General features: G+C 71.7%; 13 protein-coding genes. 4 read left to right on the top strand and 9 right to left on the bottom strand.

The genetic code is table 11. From position 1 onward, the window contains the following. Positions 1 to 405: 405 nt before the first annotated feature. On the top strand, positions 406 to 1374 hold the full coding sequence (locus tag IG74_RS0132255) for a hypothetical protein (protein WP_199818911.1): 969 nt from the start codon (positions 406 to 408) through the stop codon (positions 1372 to 1374). Between the two features lie 150 nt (positions 1375 to 1524). On the opposite strand, the gene IG74_RS0132250 is transcribed toward IG74_RS0132255, so the two are convergent. Genes IG74_RS0132250 through IG74_RS0132240 form a run of 3 tightly spaced genes read right to left on the bottom strand, consistent with a single transcriptional unit; the run spans position 1525 to position 5125 of the window. Further along, positions 1525 to 3639: an MMPL family transporter gene (locus IG74_RS0132250; protein ID WP_078869186.1), complete on the bottom strand. Its 2115-nt coding sequence runs from the start codon at positions 3637 to 3639 to the stop codon at positions 1525 to 1527. Continuing rightward, positions 3636 to 4862: a beta-ketoacyl-[acyl-carrier-protein] synthase family protein gene (locus tag IG74_RS0132245; RefSeq protein ID WP_030684485.1), complete on the bottom strand. Its 1227-nt coding sequence runs from the start codon at positions 4860 to 4862 to the stop codon at positions 3636 to 3638. Before IG74_RS0132245 ends, IG74_RS0132250 begins: the two co-directional genes overlap by 4 nt. Next, positions 4859 to 5125, bottom strand: coding sequence for an acyl carrier protein (locus IG74_RS0132240; protein WP_030684484.1), 267 nt, complete (start codon positions 5123 to 5125; stop codon positions 4859 to 4861). Before IG74_RS0132240 ends, IG74_RS0132245 begins: the two co-directional genes overlap by 4 nt. A gap of 1048 nt (positions 5126 to 6173) precedes the next feature. Here IG74_RS0132240 and IG74_RS0132235 point away from each other — a divergent pair. Beyond that, positions 6174 to 6782, top strand: coding sequence for a DJ-1/PfpI family protein (locus tag IG74_RS0132235; RefSeq protein ID WP_037826391.1), 609 nt, complete (start codon positions 6174 to 6176; stop codon positions 6780 to 6782). A 68-nt stretch (positions 6783 to 6850) separates the two neighbouring features. Here the strand turns inward: IG74_RS0132235 and IG74_RS0132230 are convergent, their stop codons facing one another. Both IG74_RS0132230 and IG74_RS0132225 read right to left on the bottom strand, forming a co-directional pair. Continuing rightward, positions 6851 to 7669, bottom strand: a complete 819-nt coding sequence (locus IG74_RS0132230; protein WP_030684482.1) for an alpha/beta fold hydrolase — start codon at positions 7667 to 7669, stop codon at positions 6851 to 6853. Between the two features lie 128 nt (positions 7670 to 7797). Continuing rightward, entirely contained in the window at positions 7798 to 8289 is a 492-nt protein-coding gene (locus IG74_RS0132225; RefSeq protein ID WP_030684481.1) for a MarR family winged helix-turn-helix transcriptional regulator, read from the bottom strand. Between the two features lie 182 nt (positions 8290 to 8471). Here IG74_RS0132225 and IG74_RS0132220 point away from each other — a divergent pair, with 182 nt between their 5' ends. Continuing rightward, positions 8472 to 9602 carry a GDSL-type esterase/lipase family protein gene (locus IG74_RS0132220; RefSeq protein WP_030684480.1) on the top strand — a complete coding sequence of 377 codons (1131 nt, stop codon included), beginning with the start codon at positions 8472 to 8474 and terminating at the stop codon, positions 9600 to 9602. 76 nt (positions 9603 to 9678) lie between these two features. On the opposite strand, the gene IG74_RS52315 is transcribed toward IG74_RS0132220, so the two are convergent. Next, positions 9679 to 9858, bottom strand: a complete 180-nt coding sequence (locus IG74_RS52315; RefSeq protein ID WP_158857853.1) for a hypothetical protein — start codon at positions 9856 to 9858, stop codon at positions 9679 to 9681. Positions 9859 to 9885: 27 nt separating this feature from the next. On the opposite strand from IG74_RS52315, the gene IG74_RS0132215 reads away from it, so the two are divergent. Beyond that, complete coding sequence (locus tag IG74_RS0132215) at positions 9886 to 10392, top strand: hypothetical protein (RefSeq protein ID WP_051855766.1); 507 nt, start codon at positions 9886 to 9888, stop codon at positions 10390 to 10392. Positions 10393 to 10414: 22 nt separating this feature from the next. On the opposite strand, the gene IG74_RS54255 is transcribed toward IG74_RS0132215, so the two are convergent. The 3 genes from IG74_RS54255 to IG74_RS0132200 all read right to left on the bottom strand — a co-directional run bounded on the left by IG74_RS54255 (position 10415) and on the right by IG74_RS0132200 (position 12542). Continuing rightward, positions 10415 to 10543 (bottom strand): hypothetical protein, encoded by a 129-nt coding sequence (locus tag IG74_RS54255; RefSeq protein WP_267885618.1) that lies wholly within the window; start codon positions 10541 to 10543, stop codon positions 10415 to 10417. A 116-nt stretch (positions 10544 to 10659) separates the two neighbouring features. Then, positions 10660 to 11064, bottom strand: coding sequence for a hypothetical protein (locus tag IG74_RS0132205; RefSeq protein ID WP_158857851.1), 405 nt, complete (start codon positions 11062 to 11064; stop codon positions 10660 to 10662). After that, the gene (locus IG74_RS0132200) at positions 11061 to 12542 is read right to left on the bottom strand and encodes a hypothetical protein (protein WP_234334517.1); all 1482 of its coding nucleotides are present in this window, start codon (positions 12540 to 12542) and stop codon (positions 11061 to 11063) included. The genes IG74_RS0132205 and IG74_RS0132200 overlap by 4 nt, the downstream gene beginning before the upstream one ends. Between the last annotated feature and the right edge of the window lie 306 nt (positions 12543 to 12848).

Genomic DNA, 12848 nt, shown 5'->3' with positions numbered 1-12848 from the left:
CTGTACTTCGGCGGCGCCGTCATCACCGTCCTGCGAGCCCGCTCCTACAAGACCGTCGCCTTCCCCGTCCTCTACCTGGCACCGGTCGTCGCCACCCTCACCCTCGGCTACGCCGCCTGACAGCAGTCCCAGGGAGCCGGGGTGTCGACCGCTCCGACATCCCTCGTGACCCGGTTGAACCGTGGTCGTACATGTTCTCCGTCACGATGTGCAGCCCGCTCGTATCTCGCCCGGTCTCGTCAACTCGCGCGGGCAGCCGACCGGACGGGCGGGATCCATCGCCCGGATGTTATGACGAAGTGTTAGTAGGCGCGGGGCGCCCGGGTCAGTAGCTTCGATGAGTGACGGGCGGTGCGGGCGCCCGTCCGCGCGATCCCCCCACAACCGCTTCGAGATGAGGCCCTCGTGAGCCGTAGACAACTCCCCCGTCTGCTGACCGCATCCGTCGTCCTGGCCCTCGGCGCCGGGACCTTGGCCACCTCCGGCCCCACCGCGGCCGCCGCCCCCTCCGCCAACGGCACCGCACAGAGCCGCGCCGCCGCCCCCTACTGCTACGACGAGCCGTCGCAGCCGAACGCCGACGTGAGCGACCTCAAGGCGTCCTTCAACTCCTCGAACTGGATGCGCACCCTCCAGACCATGTACAAACGGCGCTGGCCCAGCGGTGAGGCGCTGGCGATCGCCCAGGCCAAGGACAAGTACTGGGACCAGTTCGTGAACAAGCAGAGCTTCGAGGGATTCGCCGAGTCGATGATGGTGGCGATCCACGAGGAGACCCACATGTGGGACCTCGACCCGTCCCGGACCAGGTGGGACGTCTCCATCGCGGCCTGGGTCAACGCCGGTCAGCAGGCCCTGACCGTACCCGTGCACGGCGGCTTCCCCCGCAAGGAGATCCTGCCCCTGATCAAGGACAGCCTCAGCTCCTCCATGGACAACATCTACCTGCGGGACAGGACCCAGGGCGAGTACCGCCTCCAGGGCGTGCTCGCGGAGCAGAACGCCGGTCTCACCGGACTGCCCGCGGTGACGGTGGTCCAGGAGTACATCAAGGGCGTCGGCGCCAGCAACGCCCGGGACATCGCCGCAACCAACCTGCGCTACCTGCTGCTCTATCTGCGCGTCGCCAAGGACAAGCACCCCGACTACTGGGCGAAGATCAAGGCCGAGCCCAAGCTGCGCGACCTGGTCCTGACCCAGTTCCTGCGCACGGCGTACTGGCTGGAGAAGTCCGCGCCGTACACCGGCAAGCTCGGCAGCCGCGACGCCGACAAGATCACCGCGACGAACTACGCCCCGGAGAACATCGCCGTCCTGGAGGAGTTCACCGGCCGTAAGGTGCGTGTCGACGCGCAGAAGAACTGCACCGCCTGAGCCCGCGCGGGCTTCTCACACCCGGCCGAACACCGCCCTCCTGCCGCACACCGCCCGCCGTCAGGGCGGCTGCGCCGGAAGCAGCAGGAGGGCGGTCGCACTGCCCATGAGGGGCGCGCAGTCCGCCACAAGGCCCGTCATGCCGCGCGGCTACCGGACCACCCCGGCATCGTCACCGCGTACAACATGATCGAGCCGGAGAACCCCCCTGGTCGGGCCTCCCTTCGGCAGCCACGTCAGTGCCCACCAGTTGGCTCGGCCCGCCAGGGTGAGGAAGGCCGGTACCAGGATTCCCCGTACCACGGTGGCGTCGAGGAGCACGGCGACGGCGAGGCCGGTGCCGAGGAGCTTCAGGACCGTCAGGCCGGACGTGGCGAGGACCCCCGTGACCAGGGCCACCGCGAGGGCGGCCGTGGTGACGAGGCGGCCGGTGCGGGCCACGCCCTCCACCACGGCGTCCCGGTTGTCCAAGCCCCGCAGCCACTGCTCGCGCACCCGGGAGAGCAGGAAGATCTCGTAGTCGATCGCGAGTCCGAAGGCGACGGCCGCCATGAGCAGGGGCAGCGTCAGGTCAAGGGCGCCCGTGACGGTGAACTCGCCGAGCACGCCCCGCAGATGGCCGTCCTGGAAGATGTGCACCACGAGGCCGAAGCTCGCCGTCAGGCTCAGCGCGCCCACGAACAGTGCCTTGAAGGGCAACAGCACACTGCGGGTCAGCAGGAAGAGCATCACCCACGTGGTGCCCGCGAGTAGTCCGCCGGCCAGGGGAAGGCGCTCGGCCACCGCCGCCTTGGTGTCGGCGAGCATCGCCGCGCGGCCCGCCACCTGTGCCCCCTCGGGGGCTGCCGAACGGAGGTCGGCCACAAGCCGCTGGGCGGCGGCCGTTTGGGGTTCCGCGGTGCCGACGACGGTCAGCACCGGGCCGAGCCCGGGCAAGGACGCGGGGCGGACCGTGGCCACGTCGTCCAGGGCGGCCACCCGCTGCCGGTACGCGTTGGCGTCCGCGGCCTCGGGCAGCACCACCGTGAGGGTGCGCTCGGCGGGCGCGGCGAAGCGTGCTCGGATCTCCTCGCCGGTCGCATGGGCCTCGGTGCTCGCCGGTAGCGTCCGCTCGTCGACGAGCCCGAACCGGACGTGCCCGAACGGCATCGCGCAGAGCACCAGGGCCACGGCGCAGCCGATCCCGTACAGCGCGGGCCGTCGGGTGATCACCTTCGCGGCTCGCCGCCACAGCGGGCTGTCGGGGCGCCCGGTGCGCCCGATGCGCTCGCCGAGCAGAAGCAGCAGCGGCGGTACGACGGCCATGGCCGCGGCCGCCGCGAGGAGTGCCACCGCCATGCCCGCGCAGGCCATGGAGCGCAGGAACGGCAGCGGCAGCACGAGCAGCGCCGCCATCGCGAGGGCCACCGTGCAGGCCGAGACCACCACCGTGCGTCCGGTGGTGCGCACCGTGCGCGCCACCGCGTCGGGCACGTCGCGGCTGTGGCCCAGCTCCTCGCGGAACCGCGTGATGAGGAAGAGGCCGTAGTCCACGGCGAGGCCGAAGCCGAGCGCCGTCGTGAGGTTCATCGCGAAGACCGACACCGGCATGGCGTACGTCAGCGCCCGTAGCAGCGCCGTCGTGCCCGCGACGGCGAGCACGCCGATCACGACGGGCACCAGCGCGGCGAGCAGCGAGCGCAGCGCCACCACGAGGAGCAGCAGGGTGAGGGGTGCCGCGATCAACTCGGCGGTGACGAGGTCCCGTGCGCTCGCCTCCGCGGCCTGCACGCTCACCCAGGAGCCGCCGGTCGCGGAGACGGCGAGGGGCCCGCGCCGGCCCGTCAGCTTCGGGACGAGGTCGCGGGCGGTGGCCGTCGCGTCCCGGTCGGCGCCCGCGAGGTCGGCGGTGACCAGGGCGGCCCGTCCGTCCTTGGAGCGCAGCGATGCGTCGGACGTGCTCCAGTACGAGCGCGTCGAGGCCACCCCGTCGGCCGCGGCCAGCTCCCGCGTGAGGCGAAGGCCCGCCCGTCGGGCGGCGGCCGCGTCCACCCCGGTGGCAGACCGGGCGAGGAGCACCAGGTCCGGCGGGGCCGCGCCCGCGCGGGCCAGCGTCGCGGCCGCCCGGTCCGCCTCGGTGCCCTTCGCGGTGTAGCCCCCGTTGGCGAGTCGCTCGTGCGTGCCCGCGCCCGCGACCGCGCAGAGGGCAGCCACCAGGGCGGCGAGCAGCAGCACGAGGCGGGGACGGGCATCCCGGAGACGCGGGCGGGCGGTCACTCGCGTCATGCGGCCCGGAAGAAGAGGACCGCGTTCTGACCGCCGAACCCGAAGGCGTTGCTGAGGGCGCCCGTCATCCGGTGGGCCCGGGGCGCCTTGGTGACGACGTCGATGTCCAGGCCCTCGTCGAGCTGGTTGAGGTTGGCGGTGGGCGGGACGAGCTGTCGCTCCAGGGAGAGCACCGTCACCGCGGCTTCCACTGCCCCGGCGGCGCCCAGCGTGTGGCCGATGGTGCCCTTGACGGAGGTCACCGGGGGTGTGCCCGATCTGAAGAGGGCGCCGAGCAGGTTCGCCTCGATGCGGTCGCCCTGCGGGGTCGAGGTGCCGTGGGCGTTGACGTGGTGGACGTCCGCGGGTTCGGCACCGGCGTCGGCGAGTGCCGCTTCGACGGCCCGCCGTGCGCCGTCGCCGTCCGGCCGGGGGCTGGTGGCGTGGAAGCCGTCGGCGGAGGCTCCGTAACCGGCGAGGTAGCCGCGGATGCGGGCGCCGCGGGCGCGGGCGTGCTCCGGGCGCTCCAGGACGACGATCCCGGCGCCCTCGCTGAGTACGAAGCCGTCCCGGTCCACGTCGAAGGGGCGGGACGCGGCGGCCGGATCGTCGCGGCGCTGGGAGAGGGCGCCGAGCCGGTGGAAGGCGGCCGAGCCCATCGGTACCCGGGCGCAGTCGGTGCCGCCCGCGATCGCGATGTCGCAGGATCCGGAGCGCAGCAGGTCGCGGGCGATGCCGAGTGCGGTGGCCCCGGAGGCGCACGCCGTCGACGTGGTGAGGCAGGGCCCGGTCGCGCGCAGGTCCATCGAGACCTCGCCGGCAACCATGTTGGGCAGCGAACGGGGCAGCGTGAGGGGGGAGATGGCGTTGACGCGGCCCTCGGCGAGATGGCGGTAGGCATCCGCCCAGGTGTCGCCCCCGGCGGCGGCCACGCCGAGGACGACGGCGACGCGCGTCGCGTCCCAGGACTCGGGGTCCAGTGCGGCGTCCGCCACCGCCTGGCGGGCGGCCACCATGGCGAGCTGGGTGAACCGGTCGATGCGCCAGGTGAGCCGCGGGCCGAGCAGGGCGGCGGCGTCGAAGTCCGGCACCCAGCAGGAGAAGTCGACGGGGAGACCGGCGAGGACCTCGTCACGCGCCGCGAGACCACTGCCCGCGCAGATCCCCGTCCAGGACTCCTCGACACCCACCCCCGCGGGGGTGACGAGGCCGAGCCCCGTGACGGCCATGTCCCGCGCCGTCACCGGACCGCCTTCCGCAGGGACTCGGCGGCTCCCGCCTCGCCGACGGCCGCGGTCAGGTACTCGGCGGCCTCGGCGAGCGTCATGTCCGCCCGGTCCTCGGGCAGGCTCACGCCGAGGGTGTCCGCGAGCACCATGCCCAGCTCGAGGCGGGCGAGTGAGTCGAATTCCAGCGCCTCGAAGGTGGCGTCCGGGCGGATCTGATCCTCCGGCACGCCGAAATGCTCGGTGAGCAGGCGGACCATCACGTCGTAGACGGGCTCCATCGTTGTTCTCCTTCGCGTCGGTGGGGGCAGGGTTGTGTGGGGCGTCTCGGGTCGTCGCCGCCGACGTGCACGGTGCCCTCGCACGCCCGTCGTACGGAACAGTGAGAATGAGCCCGGGAACGCACATGCCCGGCCACGGCAGTGACTCTGCTGAGCACGATCGCTGCCTTCACATGCACAGCGTCTCTTTCCATCAGGCCGCCGGTGCAGAGGCGGCGGGGATCACAGCGGCGATCCCGGACACCGGAAACGCCCCATGGCACGTGAGAGGGAACGGGATGGGCAGCAAAGCATGTTGTTTTCCCATCACTTCATGCCGATACCGGATTTCGCGCCCAGTCTGACCATGGCGGGAGCGAAAATGGCGCTACCGGCACGCGGATTCCTCCATTGGGAGGACGTACGAAACGCGCCAGAAACCACGGACCCGGAACCTGGAATTCGCGGGGCGGACCCGGCCGTGCCGCCCGTGGCCGCGGCCGGGGCCGGGGCCCGCGGAGCTGCCGCGCCGACCGGTTCGGGCAGGAAACGGGCACCGCCACGCCCGCATACGGAGGCGCGAGCCAGCGCGTCCTGCGACTATGCCCCGCCAAACGGAAGGAATGCGGGCACGATCAGCGTCTGAACGGGCCCGCGTGTCACCGGGGCGGGCTGGTAGAAAACCAGGTGTCACGGACACATGGGCGGCAATGGCTTTCCGATTCGGGGGAATCGATGTCCGCGACGGGGCCGCGCACCTGCGCCTGGCCCCGCCACTGAGGGGGAACACGTGGCCGTCCCAGGGGACGGCACGACGAGACCGACAGCGCCGGACGACCGAGCAGCGGTCCGCGAGCGCGGTCGACTGACCATCCTCCACAGGCCGGGCCCCGTGACGACGACCCCGTCCGGGCCCCGGCCCGCCGTCGCCGCCGAGCCGCAGCCGTCCCCCGCGGCCGGCTCGGCGGCGGCGCGCCTCCATACCACTGACTGCCGATTGGCCCGTGCTTCGCAGCGCCGCAGCAGTGAGGATGGTGGTCTCATCGACGCCGAGCTGGGGAGATCTGTGATGCAGGTGGCCGTGGTCACGTTCGACGGGTTCAACGAACTCGACAGCTTCATCGCTTCCGCGCTCGTCAACCGGTGCCGCAAGGACGGCTTGGAGGCCTTCATCACGACGCCGACGCCGCGCGTCACTTCGATGAGCGGCGTCGAGGTGGCCGGGCAGCGCCCCATGGAGTTCGTCGCCGAGGCCGACGTCGTACTGATCGGCAGCGGGGTGAAGACGCGGGACGTGGTCGCCGACGACCGGCTGATCTCCCGGCTGTCGCTGGACCCCGGGCGCCAGCTCATCGGCTCGCAGTGCTCCGGAGCGCTGGTGCTCGCCCGGCTCGGGCTGCTGGCAGGCATGCCGGCCTGTACCGACACGAAGTCCCGGCCCTTCGTCGAGGCCTGCGACGTCACCGTGCTGGACGCTCCGTTCCACGCCGAGGGGAACATCGCCACGGCGGGCGGCTGTCTGGCCTCCCAGTACCTCGCGACCTGGGTGATCACCCGAACGCTCGGGCAGGACGCCGCGCGTGCCGTCCTCGACTACGTGGCTCCGGTCGGCGAGAACCAGGAGACCGTCGAGCGTGGCCTGCGCGCGGTGCACATGGGCGGGCCCGTCTTGCGCTGACGCGCCAGCCGCGTACTGGCGAGTGGCACTCAGCCGCCCGGGCCAGGCGCGATCCGGCCGTCCGCCCTTCAGGAGAGTGGGGTGCTGCCGTCGGCCTCCCGCCAGAAGGTGTCGACCCGTGCGTTGAACGCTTCCGGGGACTCCTGGAACGGTTGGTGCGCCTCGAGCGGCAGGACCTCGAAGCGGGCGCCCGGCACGGCGTCGGCCACGATCCGCCCCAGTCGCGGTGGTGTGGCGATGTCCCGTTCACCGGCCAGGACGAGGGTCGGCGCCGTGATTCCGGGCAGCCGGTCGAGCGTGTCGTGCCGCATGAACGCCTCCAGTTGGCGCTGGAAGGCCTCGGCGGTCTGCGGGTGGGCGAAGGCGAGCGTTTCCTCGATGATCCGCTGCACCGTGCCGTCGGCGTGGGCGCGCGGCGAGTAGATCCACAGGAAGAACGCCTCCAGCAGGGCGCGCTCGTCGGGCGCCTCCGTCACCAGCCAGTGCCAGAAGCGGGTCATGGAGGTGACGTAGGCGTCGGGCCGCGCCCAGGTACTGACGAGGACGAGGCTGCGCACGGCCCCTGGGTGACGCAGCGCCAGTTCCTGTGCGACCGCGCTGCCGCCCGAGAAGCCGACGACGTGCGCCCTGTCGACGTGGAGCGCCCGCAGCAGTTCCGCGGCGTCGTCGGCCATCGCGGCCATGGTCAGGCGCTCCTCGGGCAACGGCGTCCGCCCGGCCCCCCGGTTGTCGAAGGCGATGACCCGGTAGCGGTCCGACAGCCCGTCGAGCTGCGCCTGCCACGCCTCCGCGGGGTCGCCGAGACCCGCGATCAGCAGCACGTCGGGCCCTTGGCCGCGGCTCTCGGTCCAGATCGTGGTCCCGTTGGCTTCGACGTACTCACCCATGGAATGCCCTCCGCCCCTCGCCTCCACCGCCGGTCCGCGATCGGATCCTGCCGTGCCGCACGCGCTCCTGAAAAGGGCCCGGTCGTACGACCGTCCAGAAGAGGTACTTCAGGGAGCAGGGCTCGTCCTCACTCCGCCCCGGCCGGAGGCGGGGCGGTGTTCTTCGCCGCGTCCGGATGGACGGCGTCGCGGATCGTCCGCAGGTGGGCGAGCAGATCGTCCAGCTGTTCCGGGGTGAACAGGCCGGTGAACCAGCGCTCGATGCCGTCGAGGTGATCGCCCAGCACTCCGCGCAGCCGCTCCGCGCCCTCCGGGGTCAGGACGGCGTAGGTGCTGCGCCGGTCGTCGGGGCTTGATTCGCGGCGGACGAGGCCGCCGCGTTGCAGACGGTCAACCGCCCGCGTGACGCCGCTGGTCGACAGGGAGAGCTGGGCGGCCAGGTCGGTCATCCGCAAGCGCCCGCCGGGGGTGCGGCTCAACCGCGTCAGGGCACCGAAGTCCAAGGGCGAAAGGCCTGCCTTCTCCAGGGTGGGCGCCAGCTTCGCGGCCAGCCCCTCCTGGGCTTCGAAGAGCAGACCGGACGCGGTCAGGCGGGGGTCGTCGAAGACGTCGGGATCCATGGTCCGCATCCTAGCCCCATGTACTTGCCTTGCGGATAGTTGACGTGCGGAATATCTCTACGGTAGACATCTGCTTGCTGCGCGGATATTCCTCGCAGCAACTACATGGGCTTGAGGCGGGGCCACCGACGCCACTGGACCACCCAGCCCTCCCAGCGCACCACGACGAGGAGTTCACCACCATGACCACCACCTGGGTCGCAGGCTTCCGCTCCGCCGTACTCAGCCCCCGCGAGGCCACGCAGCTCAAGCCGTCCCGCGGGTTCCACGACCACACGCTGCGCCAGATCCTCCACCTCGACGGCGGAGGCGAGGCGCTACGCGTCCTCCTCAGCAACGAATACGGCAGAGAACCCCTGGTCATCGCGGCGGCACGGCTCGCAGTCCGCACCACGGGCAGCGCCGTCGACCCCGCCACCGACACCGCGCTGCGCTTCGCAGGCGAGACACGGGTGGTCATCCCCGCAGGCGAGCGGCTCCACAGCGACCCGGTCGCGCTCGAGGTTCCCGCCGGGACCGATCTGGCGCTGACCCTCCACCTCCCCGAGGACACCGGCCTCGCGACCTACTCCCACACCCCGTCGCAGAACGCCTACCTGCTGCCCGGCGACGCGGTCGCCGCGGACTTCACCGACGCCGAGGAGATCGACGGGCGCTACTACGTCACCGGCGTCGACGTCCTCGCCCCCGAAGGCACCGCGATCGCCGTCGCGTTCGGAGACTCCTGGTTCGAGGGCGTCGGCACCTCCACCGGCACCAACACGCGCTTCCCCAACCAGCTCAACCGGCGGCTCGACCGCGGCTGGGTGGTCAACCAGGGCATCGGCGGCAACCGTCTGCTGACCGACGAGGTCGGCCTGCGCGGCAGCGCCCGCTTCGAGCGCGACGTCCTGGGCGTGCCCGGCGCCACCCACGTGCTCTTCCACTTCGGCCTCAACGACGTGGGCCTGCCCGGCACGGTCGGCGAGCCCCCGGCCACCGCCGAGGACCTGATCGAGGGCTTCACCGCGCTCGCAGGCCGCGCGCGCTCGCACGGCCTGCGCACCATCGGCATGACGATGGGCCCCTACGCCGGCACCATCTACCCCGGCGTCGACACCCCCGAGGGCCGCGCGGTGCGACGCGAGGTCAACGCGTGGATCCGTACCTCCACCGTCTTCGACGCCGTCGTCGACGTGGCCGCGGCCGTCCAGGACCCCCAGGCACCGGACGCCATCCGCGCCGACCTCGACAGCGGCGACCACCTCCACCTCAACGACGCGGGCACACACGCGATGGCCGAGGCCGTCGACCTCGCACAGCTGCGCCTGTGACTGATCGCCGTCGTACGGGCCTCCGGCGGCGGAGCGGGGCCCGTCGGGCCCGCGTGCTGCGGCACCGGCTTCTTGGTCAGCGGCTCCGTAGTTGGATCAGTTCGGCGATACCGGCCGCCGCGGGCGCTGTGGCGGCCGGGGAGAGCAGCGCGCGGATGGCGCGCGTGGTGAGGCCGACGAGATGTCGCGTGCCGGCGCGGGATCGTGCCTTGTGTGGGCTCCCGTGCTTCTTCGTCGGCACTGGTGTGCTTTGCATGGCATTGCCCCCTCGCATTCGCTCCGCATGGCGGCGGGCCGTCCGTTGCGGCAGCTGGCCTCGATCGTGCCGGGTACCAGCACCGGCCTGACCGTCGCCGAGACCGACCGCGCCGTGATCATGTGCGGGGTCCTCGGCGAGGTCGACGAGATCCTCTCCTGCGGCCCGGGCACACCGCTGCCGCCCGGCTCGGTAGCCGAACAGATCATGTCCATCGACACCCCCCGAACAGAGCCGCCATCGCCGTACTCCGCCCGCGAATGGGGACGTCTCCTCACCCGGGCCCGCGATCACGGCCTCGCCGTCGGCCACCTCGACGCGCTGGGGGTGCACACCGCGGCCGCACCCGTGCACGCACCCGACGGGATCATCATCGCCGCGGTCGGCGCCTCCGTGCTCGACGCCGCACGCATCACCGCCCTGGCCGACAACGTACGCCGTGCCGCGGACATGACCAGCGCCACGCTGCTGCAACTCCACCGCCGCACACCCGGAACACGCTCCACGCGGCTCCCGCGCCCACCGCTGCCCTGACCAGCGAAATCCACGCGAGGCGCTACATCACGACCTGATGCCCTCGCGCGCTCAGGCTCACCCCGGGGAAGGGTTCGTCACTCCCCCAGTCGATGCCCCGCAGCACCGACCAGGCGCCGTATCCCAGGGCGACGCACAGCAGTACGGCCACCACCGCCACGATCAGGACCCGCGAGCCACGCAGGCCGGGCGGTGGGCCGTGCGTGTCCCGGACCCATTCCTGTCGGCCGGGGTCCCACTGCGCCCGTCCGGCCGTCCCCTCCGGCCTCACCCGAGCAACCCGTTGACTGTCTGTGCCACGGCCGCCGCGGAGGCCAGCCCCGCCAGGGCCGTGGCACCGACGTTCAACCGTGCTGCCAGCAGTTCCAGATGGCCTCGCCCTGCCTTGCCCGTGCTTTCGAGGTCGTCTTCCAGGGTGGCCAGGGCCTCATCGACCGCGGCCGTCTCGTCGGTCGGGGTCAGTACGCGCAGGTGCTCGCGCAAGGTTCGTACCGTCGCCAGCAGCTCCGGCGGGGCGTCGAGGGTGTCGCTCGGCTGTCCCACCGCCGTCCGTGCCGAGATGTCGACGGCGCGGGCACCTTGCCCCGCGGCCACGGCGCCACCCGTCATCACCCCGATGGAAATGCTCCCTCGGCCACCTGATGCGCTGCCCGTGTCCGGACCGGTCGTCATGGCCTGTCCCCCTCCTCCCTCCGGGTTTCCGCCTTCGCCCCGCTGCCGACGGCAACGGCGCCGCCGCTCATCGCGCCGATGAAGACGCCGCCGCTGACATTGACGATCTGCTGCTCGAACTCACCCGTGTCGTAGCCTTCGGCACGCAGCGCGTCGAGCACCCCGCTGGCGATCCGGTCCTGCACCGTCTTCACGTAGCGGCTGACGTCCATCTCCTGGAACAGTGAAATCTCCCCCACGCTGCCCAGCTCCCGCACCGAGGTGACGGGCCCGTCCGGCAGCGCGCGTTGCGGATCGGCGAGCCAGGTCCGCAAGACCGCGACGGTCGTGCCCATCGCGGACACCCCCGAAGCGAAGGTGGCGGTGGGGCTGGTGAGCAGCGCCCGCAGAGCGTCGCGCAACACCAGGCGGGCGCGCGCCACGATCACGTCGACGGCCGTGAACTCCGGCCGGATCGGGGTGAGGACGTGCGGGGCCACTTCCAGCACGAGCATCCCGCCCTGGGTGTGCACCCGCACCATGAGGGTCACCACGATGTGCTCGTCCCATGCGCCGATCCGGATCCGCAGGAAGTGGCGGCGCGCCTCACCGCCCTCGTCGACAGCGTTACGGAGGTGCCACGCGACCGCGGCGGGGTCGTAGGACACACTCGTGCGGGGCACCACCCCGGCGGGCAGGTAGACGATCTCGTCGATCTCCAGGTCTCCCAGCCGGTCGCGGCTGGTGGTTTCCAGGGACTGCCGCAGCGCCTCCAGCCGGGGCCGGACCAGATCGACGATGGCGGCGGTGCCCAGGGGGCCGCCGCTGAACCCGACCCCGTGCTTCGGCTTCAGCTCGATCGCGAACGACCACGGCTGGTAAGGCTTTCCGGCGCCCACGAAGGGGCGGAAGGGTTCGTACAGGGCCAGCCCGGCATACTGCTCGCGCGTGATGGCTTCGCCGATGCGGCGATAGGTCCGGGTGTTCGGCAGCGGGGCGGGCGGCAGCAAGGGGAAGGTGCTCCGGCTCAGTTGATGGGTCATGATCCACGTCACCCGGGTGCGGTGCAGCCACACGAGACCTGCCATCAGCAGGGGGAAGACCATGGCGTACAGGTTCCGCCCCCTGGTGAACAGGACGAACAACACGGTGACCCAGTACGTGATCATGAGCATCCGCGGGAACAGCGGCAGCAGCATGTTGAGCCGCCTGAGCCCGTGCGTTGCCCTTCTCAGCGTGGCCCGGTCGAGGGTGTACACGGCGATGCTGCGTCCCGTGGCCACCCGCCCGGCCCACAGCAGCAGACACACCGCCCCGTACGCCGGAGCCCAGAGCACCGGCATGTCGAGCCACCTGCCGTCGGCGAAGTCGATGTGCAGGCCGCCGCTCTCCACTTCGATCGCGAAGAACGCACCCCAGGCGATCAGCATGACGCACGCGACCTGGACTTCCTGGGAGCGAGCGCGCACCGCGTGACTCAACACCGCGGTGGCGTCCACGCCCAAGGAGGGGGCGACCGGGCGCTCCTCGTGCTCGACCAGTTCCTCGATCACCCTGCGCCGGAAGTCGGTGTCGAGGTAGACGCCGGCACAGAGCAAGCGGGTGGCTTCAGTGTGGGAGCGGCTTGGCACGCGAAACCCCCGACCCTTCGAACTCCCATGCAACATATGGCGAGTTGGCAGGCTTTTTCCGGTCCAGTATGAGGTATTCGGCCAGTCACGCACCGTCGTTTGGCCAAGATTCTCGTACGCGGCTCGGGGTGCCCGCGGAGCGTCCGCGCACGTGACCTTCGCCGCCGCAAGGTC

It is taken from the genome of Streptomyces sp. NRRL B-1347 (assembly GCF_000720325.1).
GTDB lineage: Bacteria > Actinomycetota > Actinomycetes > Streptomycetales > Streptomycetaceae > Streptomyces.
This window is presented reverse-complemented; position numbering and strand designations above follow the sequence as displayed.